A 16,823-nucleotide genomic window follows, 5' to 3' on the forward strand; every position below is an offset into this window, starting at 1 on the left:
CGGAGACTGCTACCGAACCGCAGTTGGGCGATTATAATTCCGAGTCAGGGGGCGACGCCGACCGTCAGCAGCGTCCCCCACGTCCGGTACCGGTCGATCATCGCCTCGCGGGTCTCGTAGCCGTCGACCGGGAACTCCGACGCCGCCGGAATCTCGACCTCGCGGTCCGGGATCGCGTCCTGCTCGGCGACGTACAGGCCGGCCTCGCGGAACGCCGTGCGGTACTCGTCGCGCGACCAGAGCGTCATCTCGACCGAGATGTTCTCCTGCCACGCGTGGGTCGTCTCGCTCTCAGCGAAGTAGTTGACCGCGCAGTAGAAGGTGCCGCCCGGCTTCAGCACGCGGCGGACCTCTTCGAGCGTGTGGACCGGGTCGGCCGCGTAGTAAAAAGCCTCCATCGAGAAGACGTGGTCGAACGAGTCGTCGGCGAAGGGGAGGTCGTCGAAGTCGCCGACGAGGTAGCCCACCGCGTCGTCGTCGGTGTACTCGCTTGCGTTGCGAGCCATCTCCGGCGCGCCGTCGAGGCCGTACCCCCTACCGATGCCGCGCTCGCGGAGCGCGCGGAGCGCGTAGCCGGATCCGGTGCCCAGATCGAGGACCGCGTCGCCCGCCTCGGCCGGCAGCCGCGCTAAGACGTGTTTCGCGGTGTGCCAGTGTCTGTCCTCCATCCCGCGGTCCTTGCCCGTCGCCGCCCACTCGTCGAACTCCTCGCGAACGCTCATACCGGTCCGACGGGGAGGGCGGTGAAAAACGGCGGTGTTTTACCGGCTCCGCTCCGGGACGTGGGTATGAAACGACCGCGAGCGCTCCGCCGACCGCGATTCCGGGTGGCCGACATCGCCCAGCAGTCAGTCGGCGGCTTCCTGCTCGCGGGGCCGTTCGTCGTCACCGCGGAGGTGTGGGAGCTCGCGGCGGGGATGAACTGGATTCAGGCCGCTCTGACCGCGGGGCTCGTCGGACTGATCGGGTACGCCGCGCTGTACCGGGCGGACACCGGGCGCGACGTCGACGAGGAGCCGGAGCTGGCCGGGATCCCGACCCGCTTCGTCTCGCTGATGACGGTGGCGTTCGGGTCCGTGCTCCTGCTCGCGCTGATCTTCGACGCGCCCCACACCTTCCTCGTCGAGGGCGGGATCGGCGACGGCGCGGTGGTGGCGACGACCGGGAAGGCCGTCGCCGTCGGCGCGGTGTTCAGCGTCGTCGGCGCGGCGACCGCCGACAGCGTGTTCTGAGGCGGCGGAGTCGCGCGGCTGCGGCCCCGGGCACCACCACGGTATCAGACCGCCCTCACACCACGACCGAGACGACGGCGAAGAGGATCAACACGCCGGCGATGTCACAGAGATTCGTCACCACGGGGATCGTCGTGTCGTCGGGGTTGAGCCCGACGCGGTAGGACACCTCGACGGCGGCGACGCTGGCGACCACGACGAGGACCGCGAGACACAGGCCGGAGACGAGCGAGATCAACAGCACCCGGCCGAGCGCGAGCGACCCGCCGAGCGCGAGCCCGATCCCCCACGCGGCGATCCCGACGGCGCCGAAGACGGTCGCCGCGAGGCCGAACACCGCCCCCGCGTTCGCCCGGAGGGCCGGGTTCGACGGGCTGAGCTCGTAGGTCCCCAGGTACAGCTGCGTCGTGAGCCGCGAGCAGGTGATCGACGCGAGGTTGCCGGCCGTCCCGATCTGGACGGGCACCAGGACGAGCAGCGCCGGGTATCGGAGGAGGACCGCCTCGTACGTCTCCAGTACGGTCCCCGAGACGAGTTGGAGCACCGACAGCGCGGCGAGGAGGGGGACCATCGTCCGGACGATCCGCCGGACCGACCACTCGTCGACCGGGGTCGGCGCGGGGTCGGTCACGACACCGCCCCCACGGCGGCGACGCCGACGAGGAGGAAGAACACGCCGAACACGTCGCCGAGCGTCGTGACCACCGGCCCGATGACGTTGTCGGGGTCGAGCCCGCGGCGGTAGCCGAGGAAGATGACCGCGATGAGCACCGTGATCATCAGCACGGCCGAGAGGAAGCCGGCGACGACCATCACGCCGACCAGCTGGAAGAGGCTCCCGCCGTCGCCGAACAGGACGAGCGTCGCGTAGGTGACGACCGCGATGAACACGGAGACGGTCATGCCGTTCAGGAAGGAGGCGACGACCGCGTTCGTGAGGCGGCGGTCGAGCCGGAACCGCGGTTCGATGATCCCTTGGTGGAGACCGGTCGAGAGCCGGGCGCCGAGCGATCCGTACACCCCGCCGCGGGTGGCGAGGAACGCCGGGAGCAGCAGGAGGAGGCCAGGGACCTCCGCGATGTTCGCGCGCATGGTCTCGGAGGCGAGTATCGTCCCCGCGAACAGCCCGGCGATGAGGCTGACCGATATCACCGGGAGGGCCTGCCGGTAGATGTCGCGCGCCGAGTCGTGACCGGGCATCGAACGCACCGACGGCGGGCGGGGCAAAAAAACCGACCGGCGGCCGGGCGGCCGTCGCGATCTCCACTTGAAACGAAGGGGGCAGAGGAGTGCCGGGCGGGAAGCGATGGACGGCGAGCGGCGGCGGGAACGCGGGGGAGCGACCCGGTCGGGTCCGACGGTCTCGGACTGCGCCGGCCCGCACCGTTAAGTCGGTCCGGCGAGTGCCGATCGCATGGACTACTCCCTCGCCGTCGAGAACGGGCCGGAAACGATACCGGGCGGGACGGGGCTTCTGCTCGTCCACCCGAGCATCGGCGAGACGGACCGGATCGACACCGACTTCCTGAAGACCGACACGGACGCGTTCCTCGTCGTCTCCACGCGGACCACCGCGCGCGAGGTCGAACAGAAGCTGGAGTACTACGACGTCGACGAGACGAAGGCGACCATCCTCGACACCCTCTCCGTGGAGCGCGGGTACTCGCGGCGCACCGCCGACGACGTGTACTACGTCTCCGCGCCGGACGACCTCGACGGCGTGGTCGACCGCGTCGAGCGGTTCCTCACCGAGAACGAGGGGAAGCGCCGCGTCTCCGTCGACTCGCTCACCGAGATGGCCTACTACGCCGACGACGACGCGGTGTACGGGGCCGCCGCCGAGATCCTCGACCTCCTCGACGAGCACGACGCGGTCGGCATCTTCCACCTCTCCGAGGAGGTCCACGAGGTCGCGACGCTCGATCGGTTCCGGGAGCTGTTCGACGGCGTCATCGACCTCGACGGCGAGGGCACCGTCACCGTCGACCTCTGAGCGAGAGCGGGCCGCGGTCGCCGGTTCACTGTCGTCGGCTCACTGTCGCCGGCTCGCTCGTCGCCGACTCACTCCTCGTCGACGAGCGCCGCGAACGTCTTCTCCGCCCACGCGACCGCGTAGGGCGCGCCCCGGTCCCTGTAGGCGGTCGTGTCGAGCGCCCCGTACGGGGCCGGGAGGTCGAGGTCGTGTTTGACCGCCGAGCAGGCGTACTCGATCGCGCTCGGGAACTCGGTGTCGCCGCGCGCGACCTCGGCGGAGAGGTCGTCGAGCCGGCCGGCGAGCCGGTCGCCGGCGTCGTCCCACGCGTCGTACAGCCGGGGGTACTCCGACTCCCACGACGCGAACGCGTCGCGGGTGTGGAGGCCGACCCATGCGTCGAACAGCGCGTTCGCTACCTGGAAGACGTCGGTCGGACCGAAGCCCGTCGTGGACGCGCCCGTCTCCGGGTCGGGACGGCGGATCGCCGCGTCGAGGTCGCGGTAGCGCTCGCCGAAGAAGGGGAGGAACGTCTCCGGGAGACCGTCGGAATCGCCGCCGCTCACCGCGCCCGGAGCCGGTTCGCAGTCGATCTGGACCAAGCGCTCGGCGACGAGGAAGGCGAGGAAGTCGTCCGGCGTCCCCTCCGCGCGCCGCTTGACGAGGGCGGCGGGCGGGTCGGTCTGCGCGGTTCTGACGACCGTCCCGTCACCGGGGAGGCCGACGGTGAACGCCGGCCCCGCGTGCTTTCCGAGCAAGTCCGGAACGGCGTCCGGGAGCCACCCGGTCGGGTACGACGCGGGGTCGAGCCCGTCGACGAAGAGGCCGAGGTCCTCGGCGACGGCGGGCGGGAGCGTCTCGAAGTCGGACTCGACGTCGAGCACGGGCGATCCCGGCGCGTAGCGGTCGCGGACCGCGGCGAGGTCGTCGTCGAGCGGCCGGGGCGAGAACATCAGCCGAGGACGTACGAGAGGATGATGAGCACCGAGAGGACGGCCGAGATGCCGACCGTTCCAACCACGATCTGGGTCGATTTGGTCATGCGGGACACTGCGTCCGCCGGTCGTTAAAATCATCCGGTCGGCGCCAACTGTGCGGCGATTTTATGCCGTCGGACGAGAGTACGCACGTATGCGAGTTCGTGACGCGGTCGAGGCCGACGCCGCGGCCATCGGGTCGATGACGGACCGGCCCCGCGGCGTCGTCCGGAACATGATCCACGACCGGTCGGTTCGCGTCGCCGTGACGGACGACGGCGCGACGGGAGCCGAGGGAGCGGCCTCGCCGTCGAACCGGAACGGCGACGGAGACGGCGGCGACGATCACGACGGCGACAGAGACGGCGGCATCGACCCGGACGACGGCGATGGTGATGGCGGCGGCGACACCCCGGTCGACGCGGTCGCCGGGTTCGTCGCGTTCGACGTGCGCGACGGGACGGTCCACGTGACGAACTTCGAGGGCACCGCGACCGCGGTCGAGCGGCTGTTCGAGGAGCCGGTCGGCTTCGCGAAACGAGAGGGGATGCCGGTCGAGGCCATCGTCCCGACTGACGGGGTCGGCCCGGACGTGGCCGAGGCGTTCGGGTTCGAGGCGGCGGGCTCGGGGCCGCGGATCGAGGGCTCGCCGACGACGCGATACCGGTTCGATCCGGAGGGAGACGACTGAGCCCGCGGGACCGAGGTCGACGGGCCCAGAGACGCTCAGTCGAAGCGGTCTTGGACGATTTCGAGCGCCTCTTCGCGGTCGTCCCAGTCGACGAACACCGCGACGGAGGTGGCGCTCGTTATGAGGTCGATGATGTTGATTCCGGCGTCCGCGATGGGCGCGATGATGTCCTGGATGACCCCCGACTGGTTGGGGAGTTCGCCGCCCGTGACGCGGATCACAGCGATGGGGTCGGCGACGGTGACGGAGGAGAGCGCCTCGTCGGTGACGACCGCCTCGTGGAGCAGCGCCTCCGCGGTCTCGGCGACGTCGACGTCGACGTAGAAGGTGACAGAGTCCATCCCGGAGGCGACCGCGTCGATGTTGATCTCCTCGGCGCGGAGCGCGCTCGCCAGTTCCGAGAGGATCCCGGGGCGGTTGCGGATCGCCCGCCCGGCGATGGTGAGACACGCCAGCGGCTCCTCGCGCATGTCGATCAGGCTCTCGAACTCGCCTTCGATCCGGGTCCCGCCGCGGAGGAGGTCGCCGTGCTGGTAGTGGACGACCCGAACCGCGAGTCCCTCGTCCTTGTACGAGAGCGCGGACGGCGCGACTACTTCGGCGCCGCGGAACGAGAGGTTCCGCAGCTCGTCGACGGTGATCTCGCCCACGTTGCGCGCCCCCTCGACGACCCGGGGATCGCCGGTCATCACGCCCTCCACGTCGGTGACGATCACGACCTCGTCCGCGTCCATGTAGTTGCCGAGCATGACGGCGGTCGTGTCCGACCCGCCGCGTCCGAGCGTGGTGACGTTGCCCTCGTGGTCCTCGGCGAGGAACCCCGTGACGATGGGGACGAGCCCGTCCATGTCGGCCGCGATCTCCCGCGCCCGCCGCTTCGTCTCCGCCACGTCGACCTCGCCGAGCTCGTTGGTGACGACCGGCCAGTCCGGGTGCCCCGGTTCGAGGAAGACGGCGTCGACGTCGCGGACGGAGAGCGCGGCCTTCAGCATGCGGACGCTGGTTCGCTCGCCCATCGAGACGATCTCCGCGCGGTCGGCGTCGTCGGTCTCGAAGGTGATGTCCTCGAGGAGGTCGTCCGTCGTCGACCCCATCGCGCTCGCGACGACCGCGATCTCGTGGCCGGCCGCGACGGCGCTCGCGACGGAGTCGGCCGCGCGCTCGATCCGGTCGCCGCTGCCGAGGCTCGTCCCCCCGAACTTCGCGACTACGCGCATCCGGCTACCCCGTGGCGGGTCCGAGACGGTCGGTCTCCGACGGGCGGTCGACGCCGGACGATCGGGGCGGCACGGCCCGGAGCGGGACCGGAATTCCGGCCCGGTCGGCGGGAGCGATCGGTAAACATGCGACTCCGTAGCGGAGGAAGCCGGATAACAGTATCTTCTTCGACAAGGGTCGCCCGAATCGCCGAATCGCCCGAAGGGACGGACTATATGGAGCGGAAACGGGACGATCGATCACCGGAATCGGCGACCATGAGTACAGCGGACAAAAGCGTGACGGCGCTCGCCTCGCGTGGCGGGGTTCATCTGGTGTGGCGGCGCTACTCGTCTTGGATGCCCCAGGCGTCGGGCATCTCGATGACGTATCGGCCGTCCTCCTGAAGGGAGATGATGTACTCCTGTCTGTCGTACAGCTCCATCAGGTTGAGTTCGTACTGTCCGGGGCTGACGATCCGGATGCTCTCGAACTGGTCGTTGAGCTCGTCGCGGAGGGCGTCGATGCCCGGCTGCGACTCCGACTCGGCCGGCGGCGTCTCGGCGGCGTCGACGTCGCGGCTCGCGCGGTCGAGTTCGTCCGGCGACACCACCTCGGAGCGCGCGCTCGCCTGAGCGGTGTCCTCGTCGCTCCGGTCCGCGATCTGCTCGGTGCCGTCGGGTTCGGCGGAGGCGCCGGCGCTCGCGCCGGGATCGGCCGGCGTCGCGCCCGCGGAATCGGTCGACCGACGGTCGGCGGGGTCGTCGGTCGAAGTCGACGCCGGCTCGTCGGTCGGGGCCGACGCGGTGCCGTCATCGGGGGTCGACCGGCGCTCCTCACCCGGTGTGGATTGCGCCCGGTCGGCCGGTTCGGCGGTGGAGTTTGGCGTCCCGTCCGTCTCGCCGCCGGATCCGGGGTCGTCGGTCGCGCCGGCGGGCTTGAACTGGAACTTGTTCCCGCCGCAGTCGGGACAGCCCGACAGCATCTCCTTGGAGCCGTCGGGGAACGTCCGCCCGCAGGAGGTGCACTGGTGGGGCATCTACTTGCGGGAGACGAGCGTGCTGATGAGGTTCTCGTCTTTGTGGAGTGTCTCGATGCGGTTCGCCGGGCCGATCACCGTGAGCTTCTGGGTCGACTCGCGGCCCATCAGCTTGTCGAGGAAGCTCTGGTCGCCCGCCTCGGCCTTCGGGTACGTTTCGATCTCGATGCCGGTGAAGTCGTCGGGGCTGATCTCGGTCATCGTCACCTCGATGAGCTTCGACTCCTCGTCGGGGGAGAGCCCCTCTTCGAGGATGACGATGTTGCCCTCGCGGACGCCGTCGAGGATGAGCCGGATCTTCTCCATGCCCGTGAGCCCCTCCATCCGCGCGCCGCTTATCATGTCGATCCGGACGCCGTCGTCGCCGTCGTCCGGGTCGTCCGCGGCGTCGACGTTGGCTTTCGGGCCGGGCATCAGCCGAAGTACTCCGCGATTTTCGTGTACACTTCGTCCATGTTGTCGCCCTCCAGCGCCGACAGCGGAATCGTCTCGTGTTGCGGGAAGGCGTTCGCGATCTGCTGGACGTCCGACCCCTCCAAGTCCGTCTTGTTCGCGAGGATGAGCGCAGGGAGGTCCTGCGACTCGATGATCCCGATCAGCATCGTGTTCACCTGCGTGAACGGGTCCGTCGTCGAGTCGAGCACGTAGATGACGCCGTCGACGTCCTCGCGGAGCCAGTGCATCGCCTCCGCGACGCCCTCGGTCGCCTCGCGCGACCGGCGGACGGCGTCGTCCTTCTCCATGTCGTGGTCCAAGAACTCCTTGTAGTCGACTTTCGTCGTCACGCCGGGCGTGTCGACGATGTCGATGGTGACCTTGCGCCCGTTGCGCTCGATCTCCACGTTCTCCTTCCGGCGGGCCCGGCGAGTCTCGTGGGGGATGTGGCTCTCGGGCCCGACGGCGTCACCCGTCCAGTCGCGTGCGATCCGGTTTGCGAGGGTCGTTTTGCCGGCGTTCGGCGGTCCGTAGATCCCGATCCGCTTGGGCTCGTCGGCCGCGAACAGGCCGTCCGTGACCCGCGATATGCTGTCTCTGAGATTCGTGAGCAGTCCCATCCTGACCTCCTGTCCGTGGGTTGTTTACCCGAACACCGCGGTCGTTTCGCGACGCCGTTCGATCCGAGCACTCGACGCCCGTTCGGGGAATTACGGTAGAATGCTCGCCGCTCTCACTTAAGAACTGCGTCAGACATCCCCGATCCGGAGCGTCGACGCCGGACGAACCCGAAATTCGGTATCGGGGGTGAGAATCACCCGGTGAAGAGGCGCGGTCGCGGGCGGCGTCCCGACGGAGACGGCATCCCGACGGAGACGGCGTCCCGGCGGGAAAGTCGTCGGGCGCGCTCGCGGCCACCCGCGGAGGCTGCCAGAGGGCGGTGCCGAGGGTGCTGACCGGAAGTATCTCGGTGACGGACGGGGCGAGGGGATCGGGCGTCGAGACGTCCGTCTCGTCGAACTCCCCACGTCCGGGTCGAGAGAGACGACGGTTCTGTTCCGTACGATATTATGTCATAATTCCTATGATAAGGTTTGATTACGAGGTCGAAACCTGCCCAGCGGTAAGCGCCGAGGAGCAACCGTATTATGTCCCTCATACGTAGTGTGTCGGCATGAGCGAATCACGGGGTGAGCCGGCGAGCGACTCCGTCGAGTCCCCGGCTGAAGACGCCGACGCCGGGGGCTCGGACGGGAGCCCTGCCGAGGAGCGTTCCTCCGGCGGCTCCGCCGGTTCCGAGGGCTCCGCCGGTTCCGGGGGCTCCGCCGGTTCCGACGACACGGGCGAGTCCGGCGGAGAGACGGTGTCCTCGAAGGACACCAAAGAGGTCATCATGGAGGCGACGTTCCGGGCACTGAGCAAACACGGGTACAAGGACCTCCGGATGCGAGACATCGGCGAGGAGATGGACCTCACGCGGCAGGTGATCCACTACCACTTCGACGGGAAGTACGACCTCATGTCCTCGTTCCTCGAATACGTCATCGATCAGTACGAGGGTAGCGTGGTCGTCGAGGGCGACGAGGACCCGCGGACCGAACTCCGAGCCCGCGTCGATCAGTGCCTGTTCGGTCCCGAGTTCGAGGAGTTCGGCCACTGGGACCGCATGAAGGTGTACCACGAGCTGTACACGCAGGCGCAAAACGACGGCGAGCACCGAGCGGTGTTCGACGAGCACTACGAGCGCATCCGCGGCAGCATCGTCGAGGTCGTCGAGGAGGGCATCGAGAAGGGCGTCTTCCGCGACGTCGACGCCGAGCGCACGGGCCAGCTGGTGACCGACGTGATCCACGCCGCCCGGGGTCGCCGCATCTCGCTCGGTCACGAGGACGCCCCCGAGGAGGCGCGGAAGGCGATCGACGAGTTCGTTCTGGCGTCGCTCGAACGGACCGAGTAGGTCGCGAGGACCGGAGACGGCCCGAGCGAGACACCCCGCGGCGTTTTTCCGACCGCTACGACTCGTCGACCGCGACGAGCCCCGAGTCGGTCCCATCGCGACCGTCGCGGAGCCGGTGGAAACCTGCGAATCGGACGCGGTCGCCCGGCGAAAGGTCGGACGCTGCCACCTGCGCGACTAGTTGGACCCCGCGAACCTGACCGGCGCGAGGGGAGTGGGGGCGCGGACATCCGGCGGCGCGGTCTCGACGGTCGTCGTCGCGACGACCGCCCCGTTTCGAGTCGAACCGCCGGGGGAGTGGCCGGACGGTCGGATCGCTCGTGCTCAAGGCGTCGGCGTCGTCAGTGCGGGTCCTCGGATCCGTCGTCGATGCGAGTCCTCGGATCCGTCATCAGTGTAAGTCCTCAGATCCGTCGTCAGTGACCTTGCTCGGATCTACCCTCGAGTGAGACGTGCCGTCGACCCTCGTTGCTATCGCAGACGGTTCGTCTGCTACGAATGGCCAGTCCGAAGCCCCCCACCCCTTCGTTTCGACTGGAACGGCAGATATGGCGTGGGGGCGTGGTGGGTGGTCGGGGTCGATGTCGTCTCGATCCGTGCCAACCATAATATACAGCACTTTCGAAACATAAAATAACACCAACAAACACAATATAATATGAGGGGGATTGTCGAGGGTACTATTCTAAACAGTGTATAATAAAACCACCGTTATATAATAACCGCTCACAACCCCCCCACCCCACCTATTCCGCGTTCCACCCGAAACAAAGGGGTGTGGGGGTGGCCCTTCATTTCCCGTCCAAACGGTGGGGACGATTATCGGCCAACGCCGACGAGACGCGACCGGCGACCCGAAATACCGCTCTACTTACATACGCGCACGACGGTGGTGAGCGTGCCGCAGTCTCCGGTCGACCGACGGTGGCCGCTGTGGACCCGAAAACCGAATTCAACTCTCGGGTCACCTCCCTACTGACACCTACTGGGCGGCGATCGTATCGACTTTCCGACTGGTGTGTACGCCCCGCTGCCCGGTTCGAACCGGATCTAGCTCACCCCAACTACGACGGAGAGGGGGCCGTTTCAACTCCAGAGAGGAACACTTTTGTACCGTCTCTTCATCTGGTTCGACTGTATCAACTGGACGTGGTCGGTATCGGATCCGACCACAAATCCGCATTTCGGGCCGGAGACGACGTCTAACGCGTCTTCCCTGATCGTCTCCACCCGAAACGGAGGGGTTCACATGGACGAAGGCGACAACACACCGCGGGCCGACGGCGGCATCGACCCGGACGACGGCGACGACTCGGATCGTAGTAGCGACTCCGCGGAGGCCCCGTCGGCCGGAGGTCCGGCTCACGACACCGACGACTCCGCGGCCGAAGTTGAGGAGGCGGAAGCCGCCGGCTCCGACGCGAAGGAGTTCGATCCCGACGTTCCGATCGAAACGAACCCCGATCCTGCCGAGACGGACCTCGACTCCGCCGAGACGGACATCGATTCCGATCCCGACGCAGACACGGGATCGAGCCCCGGCTCTCCGGGGACGAGCCCTTCCGAATCGGAACTCGACCTCGGCGAGTCCCAGACCGGCGAAGACTCGCTGTCGACCGATGCCGGGTCCGAGACGGCGGGGCTGGACAACGGCGGCCGCGACCGGTCGTCGCCGGACGTCGACTTCGACGGCGTCGTCCTCGACGACGACGACGACAACCAAGGCCTGTTCGACGACCTCCTCTCGGGCGAACCGATCTTCGAGAACAAGGAGGTGCTGCGGCCCTCCTACACCCCGCACGAACTCCCGCACCGCAACGACCAGATCAACCGGATGGCGACCATCCTCGTCTCCGCGCTACGCGGCGAGACCCCCTCAAATATCCTCATCTACGGGAAGACGGGGACGGGGAAGACCGCCTCGGCGAAGTTCGTCTCCCAGGAGCTCGAATCCACCTCGCAGAAGTACGACGTCCCCTGCGAGGTCGAGTACATCAACTGCGAGGTGACCGACACCCAGTACCGCGTCCTCGCCCAGCTCGCGAACACGTTCATCGAGGAGAACCAGGCGGTGATCGCCGATCGCCTGGAGCGCCTCGAAGGCATCCGCGCCGACGCGACGGACGCCGAGGCCGCCGGTCGCGACGCGGCCGCCGTCCTCGCCGACACGGAGTTCGACTCGGTCAACGACCTCGACGGCCGTATCGAGGCGCTGGAGGACGACGCCGACGAGATGGAGGAGGTCCCGATGACGGGGTGGCCGACCGACCGCGTCTACTCGACGTTCTTCGAGGCGGTGGACTATCACGAGCGCGTGGTCGTGATCATGCTCGACGAGATCGACAAGCTCGTCGAGAAGAGCGGCGACGACACCCTCTATAACCTCTCGCGGATGAACTCCGAGCTCGACCGCTCGCGCATCTCCATCATGGGGATCTCGAACGACCTGAAGTTCACCGACTTCCTCGACCCCCGCGTCAAGTCGAGCCTCGGCGAGGAGGAGATAGTCTTCCCGCCGTACGACGCCAACCAGCTCCGCGACATCCTCCAGCACCGCGCCGACACCGCGTTCAAACCTGACGCTCTCACCGACGACGTGATCCCCCTCTGCGCGGCGTTCGCGGCGCAGGAACACGGCGACGCCCGCCGCGCGCTCGACCTCCTCCGCACCGCGGGCGAACTCGCCGAGCGCTCGCAGGCCGAGATCGTCGCGGAAAAACACGTCCGGCAGGCGCAGGACAAGATCGAACTCGACCGCGTCGTCGAGGTCGTCCGCACCCTCCCGACCCAGAGCAAGATAGTCTTATTCGCCGTGATTCTTCTCGAAAAGAACGGTGTTCACAACATCAACACCGGCGAGGTGTTCAACATCTACAAGCGGCTCTGCGAGGAGATCGACGCCGACGTCCTGACCCAGCGACGGGTCACCGACCTCATCAGCGAACTCGACATGCTCGGGATCGTCAACGCCGTCGTCGTCTCCAAGGGCCGCTACGGGCGCACGAAAGAGATGGGACTCTCCGTCCCGGTCGAAGAGACCGAGGCGGTCCTCCTGTCGGACTCGCGGCTCGGCGACATCGAGAACGCCCAGCCGTTCGTTCAGGCGCGGTTCGACAACTGACGCCGCGCGTCGGTCGTTACGCCCCGGCCTCCGCGGCTGGGGTCGCTGAGATCGACGACGCCGGCGGAAGGGCGCTCCCGATCGTCCGCGCGATCGCCTCGTTCAACTCCACCTGTCCGGTCGCGATCAGGCGGATGTATCCGAGGTACGGGACTCGAACCCGCGCGACGCCGCTCACCCACTCGGCTTTCACCGGAGGCGAGAGACCGCTGGCCTGGTCGTAGGCCTGATTGTTGTCGCCGAGCGTGACGAACCCGTCGTGCGGTGCCGGGCAGTGGGCCAGCGACTCGCAGTCGACCGCGCTGTGATACCGCTCGTCGGCGCGGTCGTACCAGTTCTCGCCCTCGGTCACGTGGAACATGGCGCGGTGGATGATCGGCGATCCGGACCGCCCCGGCGGCGCGTATATCACGACCGACCCGTAGGAGTCGAACGTCCGATAGTCGGCGGTCTCTCCAACCTCGTGGGTGACGACGCCGACGTCGTTGTCGGCCGCGTCCGGCGCGAACTGACCGGGCTCGGTGACGAACACTAGGTCTCCGACCTGCATGTTCGGCTCCATGCTCCCGGACTCGACGGCGACCATCGGCGGCCACACGCCGCTGACGCCGAACAGGAGCAACCCCACCAAGAGGACGACCCCGACGCTCGTCAGCATCTCCCGGATCCACATCAGCGCGCCCTCCCGGTCGTGACGGAACCGGTACAACAGCGACTCCTCCGTCTCGGGGTCCGTCTCTCCAGTCGATGCGGACTCGCCACGGATCCGGTCGCCGACAGTGTCTCCCTCCGCGTCGGAGCGGACGCCGTCGACGTCGGCGGGCGCGTCGTCGCCCTCCGGCTCGGGAACGCCGGGCGTCGGCGAAGGGGGTCCCGTCGATTCCGACTCCGCCCCCTCGACCGTCGACTCCGACTCCGCCCCCTCGACCGTCGACTCCGACTCCGCCCCCTCGATCGCCGACTCCCGCTCCTCTCCGTCCGCAGCGCCCGGTTCGTCGTCAATCTCGTCAGGAACGGCGTCGTCCGACCCGTCGGACTCCCGTCCGGTCCGCTCGTCTCGATCGGCCGACTCGTCGGCGTCCGTCGGCCGATCCCCTTCGTCCATTACGTCGGCCTTGGAGGGTTTCGTTCATAAGCTTCCGGGTCCTCGGGTCTCCGGGCCCCGTGCGTCCGCTCGTCGGTTTCGGCCGACCGCTCCGGAACGGTTTTGCCCGAGACTCTCCTTTCGGGTAGCGTGCCGCTGGAGTCGAACGCGCGGATCGCGAAAGCCCTCGCCGAGCGCGGCTACAACGCCGAGCGCGAGGCGGTGACCCTCCTCGCCGGCGCGACGGACCCGGCCGCCGCGGTCTCGGCCGCCGTCGACCGCGCCCCGGACGACGCCCTCCGGATCACCGCGGACCACGTTCGCGAGGCGATCGCCGACTCGAACAGATCGGCCGCTTCCACCGACGAGACCGGATATTCTCCAGTTGAAACGAAGGGGTCCGGAACCGCAGACCCCCCGGATACCGAACCGACTTCCGACCCGCCGACCGACGCCGGCCCGGCCGCCGCCGCGGACGCGGCGACCGCCGACGCCTCCGCGACCGGCGGCTCCGGTGCCGCCGACCCTCCAACCGACGACCTCTCCGCTACTGACGCTTCCGTCGCCGACTCCTCCGCTACTGACGCTTCCGTCGCCGACTCTTCCGCTACCGACGCCGCCGGGACGTCGGACGCCGGACGCTCCCCCTCTCGCGACCCCGACCTGCGAGACCTAGCGGTCGGCAACGACATGACCGGCCGCAGCACGGGGACCGGCGAGTACAGCGACTTCGTCACGACGTTCCGCGACCGCTACGAGCGGCTCTCGAAGATCCTCCGCGGCCGCGTCAACCACCGACCCGCCGAGGCGATCGCGAACATGCCCGGCGGCAGTGACGCCGCGATGATCGGCCTCGTCAACGACGTGCGCTCCACGAAGTCGGGCCACTGGCTGGTCGAACTGGAGGACACGACCGGGACCTTCCCCGCCCTCGTGATGAAGGACAAGGGCCTCGCCGACGTCGTCGACGAGATCCTCTTAGACGAGTGCGTCGCGGTCGAGGGGACGCTCGCCGACGACGCGGGGATCCTCTTCGCCGACTCGCTCCACTTCCCGGACGTCCCCCGAACGCACGACCCCGGCGGGGCCGACCGCCACGTTCAGGCCGCGCTGATCTCCGACGTCCACGTCGGCAGCGACGAGTTCATGACCGACGCGTGGCACGGATTCACCGACTGGCTCCACACGCCCGAGGCCGACCCCGTCGAGTACCTGCTGCTCGCGGGCGACATGGTCGAGGGCGTCGGCGTCTACCCGAACCAAGACGAGGAGCTCGACATCGTCGACATCTACGAGCAGTACGAGGTCTTCGCCGAACACCTCAAGGAGATTCCCGCGGACACCGAGATCGTGATGATCCCGGGCAACCACGACGCGGTCCGGCTCGCGGAGCCGCAGCCCGGGTTCAACGACGAGATCCGCGAGATCATGGACGTCCACGACGCGCGGATCGTCTCGAACCCGGCGACGGTCTCCGTCGAGGGCGTCGAGGTGCTGATGTACCACGGCGTCTCGCTCGACGAGGTGATCGCGGAGCTGCCCGAGGAGAAGGCGAGCTACGACGAGCCGCACAAGGCGATGTACCAGCTGCTGAAGAAGCGCCACGTCGCGCCGCAGTTCGGCGGGCACACCCGCGTCGCGCCGGAGGAGCGCGACTACCTCGTCATCGAGGACGTGCCGGACGTGTTCCACACCGGCCACGTCCACAAGCTCGGCTGGGGGAAGTACCACAACGTCCTCGCCGTCAACTCCGGCTGCTGGCAGGCCCAGACCGACTTCCAGAAGTCCGTCAACATCGACCCCGACGCCGGCTACGCGCCGATACTCGACCTCGACACCCTCGACATGACCGTCCGGAAGTTCTCGTAAGCGCCTACTCTTCGATCTCTACCCGCCCGCTCGTCGCGTCGTTGAGCCGCTCGCGGAGCGCGTCGACCTCCAGGACCGGCACCCGGAGGTCGAACCGGACGCGCTCGCCGTAGTCGGCGTCGAACTCGACGCCCGTCGACTCGATCACCCCGCGGACCGTCCCCGAGTCGTCGTACTCGGTCTCGACGACGAGCGTGCGGTGCGGGCGTTCCTCGACCACTCCCGCCGCGTCGACGCCGTCCTTCACCGCGCGCGAGTAGGCGCGCGCGAGTCCGCCGACGCCGAGGTTCGTCCCCCCGTAGTACCGGGTCACCACCGCGACGACGTTTCGGATCTCGCGCTGCTGGAGCACGTTCAGGGCCGGCTTCCCGGCGGAGCCGGTCGGCTCGCCGTCGTCCGACGAGTACTCCCTGAGCATCGGTTCCGACCCCGGCGTTCGCTCGGTGGGCTCGCCCGCCGGGACCCGGTACGCGGGCACGTTGTGGGTCGCGTCGGCGTACTCGCTCCGGACCGCCTCGACGAACGACTCGGCCCCCTCGACCGCGTCGACGGGCGCGACGTGGCCGAGGAACTCCGACCCCTGTACCTCGAACCGCGCGGTCGCGCGCTCGGCCACCGTCCGGTACGCGTCGGTCACGGCGCTCGGTCCTCCGGTTCGACCTCCTCCTCGCGTCGGCGCTCGACGACGACGCTCGTCGGCGGCGCGAGGCGGAACAGCGCGAGGTAGGCGACGACCCCGACGACCTCGACGACCGCCGCCACGACCGCCAGCGGCTCCGCCGCGAACGCCGCCGGCGCGCCCGTCCCGTGCCACGCGAGGAACCCGCCGAGGAACGCGCCANGGTAGGCGACGACCCCGACGACCTCGACGACCGCCGCCACGACCGCCAGCGGCTCCGCCGCGAACGCCGCCGGCGCGCCCGTCCCGTGCCACGCGAGGAACCCGCCGAGGAACGCGCCCAGCGTCCCCGCGCCGAGCGCGTACAGCCGGCGGTACTCGCCGGCTCGCAGCGTCGCGACCGCGACGGCCACCGCGAGCGCGCTCCCCGCGACGAACAGGTACGGGCGGGCGTCCGCCGGGGAGCCGAGCCGCGGCCACGCCCACAGGAGGTGGACCGCCCCGGCGACGACCGTGGCTTGGACGGCGACCCACCGGAGGAGACGTTTTCTCGGCGCGTCTCGCCCGCTGGCCTCCACTTCCTGACCCGATCCGTCTCCGCCGGTCTCGGTGTCGTCGCTCATCGGTGTC

At 68.7% G+C, this 16,823-nt stretch carries 18 protein-coding genes; 6 read left to right on the forward strand and 12 right to left on the reverse strand.

Features of this window, described 5'->3' with window-relative positions; all coding sequences use genetic code 11:
* Window positions 1–44 precede the first annotated feature (44 nt).
* Entirely contained in the window at window positions 45–722 is a 678-nt protein-coding gene (locus tag C464_RS15470) for a class I SAM-dependent methyltransferase (RefSeq protein ID WP_006114703.1), read from the reverse strand.
* A 66-nt stretch (window positions 723–788) separates the two neighbouring features.
* Between C464_RS15470 and C464_RS15475 the strand changes: the two genes are divergently transcribed.
* Window positions 789–1,232, forward strand: a complete 444-nt coding sequence (locus C464_RS15475; protein ID WP_049911237.1) for a hypothetical protein — start codon at window positions 789–791, stop codon at window positions 1,230–1,232.
* Window positions 1,233–1,287: 55 nt separating this feature from the next.
* On the opposite strand, the gene C464_RS15480 is transcribed toward C464_RS15475, so the two are convergent.
* Window positions 1,288–1,863, reverse strand: coding sequence for a magnesium transporter (locus tag C464_RS15480; RefSeq protein ID WP_006114705.1), 576 nt, complete (start codon window positions 1,861–1,863; stop codon window positions 1,288–1,290).
* Window positions 1,860–2,432 (reverse strand): magnesium transporter, encoded by a 573-nt coding sequence (locus C464_RS15485; protein WP_006114706.1) that lies wholly within the window; start codon window positions 2,430–2,432, stop codon window positions 1,860–1,862. The genes C464_RS15480 and C464_RS15485 overlap by 4 nt, the downstream gene beginning before the upstream one ends.
* Before the next feature lie 214 nt (window positions 2,433–2,646).
* Between C464_RS15485 and C464_RS15490 the strand changes: the two genes are divergently transcribed.
* Window positions 2,647–3,225 carry a DUF7090 family protein gene (locus tag C464_RS15490; RefSeq protein WP_006114707.1) on the forward strand — a complete coding sequence of 193 codons (579 nt, stop codon included), beginning with the start codon at window positions 2,647–2,649 and terminating at the stop codon, window positions 3,223–3,225.
* A 68-nt stretch (window positions 3,226–3,293) separates the two neighbouring features.
* Here C464_RS15490 and C464_RS15495 read toward each other — a convergent pair whose 3' ends face one another.
* Both C464_RS15495 and C464_RS20080 read right to left on the reverse strand, forming a co-directional pair.
* Window positions 3,294–4,157 carry a DUF7089 family protein gene (locus tag C464_RS15495; RefSeq protein WP_006114708.1) on the reverse strand — a complete coding sequence of 288 codons (864 nt, stop codon included), beginning with the start codon at window positions 4,155–4,157 and terminating at the stop codon, window positions 3,294–3,296.
* The gene (locus tag C464_RS20080) at window positions 4,157–4,246 is read right to left on the reverse strand and encodes a hypothetical protein (protein WP_449404383.1); all 90 of its coding nucleotides are present in this window, start codon (window positions 4,244–4,246) and stop codon (window positions 4,157–4,159) included. The genes C464_RS15495 and C464_RS20080 overlap by 1 nt, the downstream gene beginning before the upstream one ends.
* A gap of 89 nt (window positions 4,247–4,335) precedes the next feature.
* On the opposite strand from C464_RS20080, the gene C464_RS15500 reads away from it, so the two are divergent.
* A complete protein-coding gene (locus tag C464_RS15500; RefSeq protein WP_006114709.1) occupies window positions 4,336–4,872 on the forward strand; it encodes a hypothetical protein in 537 nt (178 codons plus the stop codon).
* 35 nt (window positions 4,873–4,907) lie between these two features.
* Here the strand turns inward: C464_RS15500 and C464_RS15505 are convergent, their stop codons facing one another.
* The 4 genes from C464_RS15505 to C464_RS15520 form a co-directional block, all read right to left on the reverse strand.
* The gene (locus C464_RS15505; RefSeq protein WP_006114710.1) at window positions 4,908–6,089 is read right to left on the reverse strand and encodes an aspartate kinase; all 1,182 of its coding nucleotides are present in this window, start codon (window positions 6,087–6,089) and stop codon (window positions 4,908–4,910) included.
* 326 nt (window positions 6,090–6,415) lie between these two features.
* The gene (locus tag C464_RS15510; RefSeq protein WP_006114711.1) at window positions 6,416–7,108 is read right to left on the reverse strand and encodes an OapC/ArvC family zinc-ribbon domain-containing protein; all 693 of its coding nucleotides are present in this window, start codon (window positions 7,106–7,108) and stop codon (window positions 6,416–6,418) included.
* The gene (locus C464_RS15515; protein WP_006114712.1) at window positions 7,109–7,522 is read right to left on the reverse strand and encodes a DUF2073 domain-containing protein; all 414 of its coding nucleotides are present in this window, start codon (window positions 7,520–7,522) and stop codon (window positions 7,109–7,111) included.
* The gene (locus tag C464_RS15520; RefSeq protein WP_006114713.1) at window positions 7,522–8,163 is read right to left on the reverse strand and encodes an Era-like GTP-binding protein; all 642 of its coding nucleotides are present in this window, start codon (window positions 8,161–8,163) and stop codon (window positions 7,522–7,524) included. Before C464_RS15520 ends, C464_RS15515 begins: the two co-directional genes overlap by 1 nt.
* 554 nt (window positions 8,164–8,717) lie before the next feature.
* Here C464_RS15520 and C464_RS15525 point away from each other — a divergent pair.
* Window positions 8,718–9,500 (forward strand): TetR/AcrR family transcriptional regulator, encoded by a 783-nt coding sequence (locus C464_RS15525; protein WP_006114714.1) that lies wholly within the window; start codon window positions 8,718–8,720, stop codon window positions 9,498–9,500.
* A 1,249-nt stretch (window positions 9,501–10,749) separates the two neighbouring features.
* Complete coding sequence (locus C464_RS15535) at window positions 10,750–12,621, forward strand: Cdc6/Cdc18 family protein (RefSeq protein WP_006114715.1); 1,872 nt, start codon at window positions 10,750–10,752, stop codon at window positions 12,619–12,621.
* Window positions 12,622–12,637: 16 nt separating this feature from the next.
* Here the strand turns inward: C464_RS15535 and C464_RS19405 are convergent, their stop codons facing one another.
* The gene (locus C464_RS19405) at window positions 12,638–13,726 is read right to left on the reverse strand and encodes a S26 family signal peptidase (RefSeq protein ID WP_006114716.1); all 1,089 of its coding nucleotides are present in this window, start codon (window positions 13,724–13,726) and stop codon (window positions 12,638–12,640) included.
* 129 nt (window positions 13,727–13,855) lie between these two features.
* Here C464_RS19405 and C464_RS15545 point away from each other — a divergent pair, with 129 nt between their 5' ends.
* Entirely contained in the window at window positions 13,856–15,574 is a 1,719-nt protein-coding gene (locus tag C464_RS15545) for a DNA-directed DNA polymerase II small subunit (protein WP_006114717.1), read from the forward strand.
* A 4-nt stretch (window positions 15,575–15,578) separates the two neighbouring features.
* On the opposite strand, the gene C464_RS15550 is transcribed toward C464_RS15545, so the two are convergent.
* Window positions 15,579–16,211: an IMPACT family protein gene (locus C464_RS15550; RefSeq protein ID WP_006114718.1), complete on the reverse strand. Its 633-nt coding sequence runs from the start codon at window positions 16,209–16,211 to the stop codon at window positions 15,579–15,581.
* On the reverse strand, window positions 16,208–16,816 hold the full coding sequence (locus C464_RS15555) for a hypothetical protein (protein ID WP_006114719.1): 609 nt from the start codon (window positions 16,814–16,816) through the stop codon (window positions 16,208–16,210). Before C464_RS15555 ends, C464_RS15550 begins: the two co-directional genes overlap by 4 nt.
* Window positions 16,817–16,823 lie beyond the last annotated feature (7 nt).

This window comes from Halorubrum coriense DSM 10284 (assembly GCF_000337035.1).
Classification (GTDB): Archaea; Halobacteriota; Halobacteria; order Halobacteriales; family Haloferacaceae; genus Halorubrum; species Halorubrum coriense.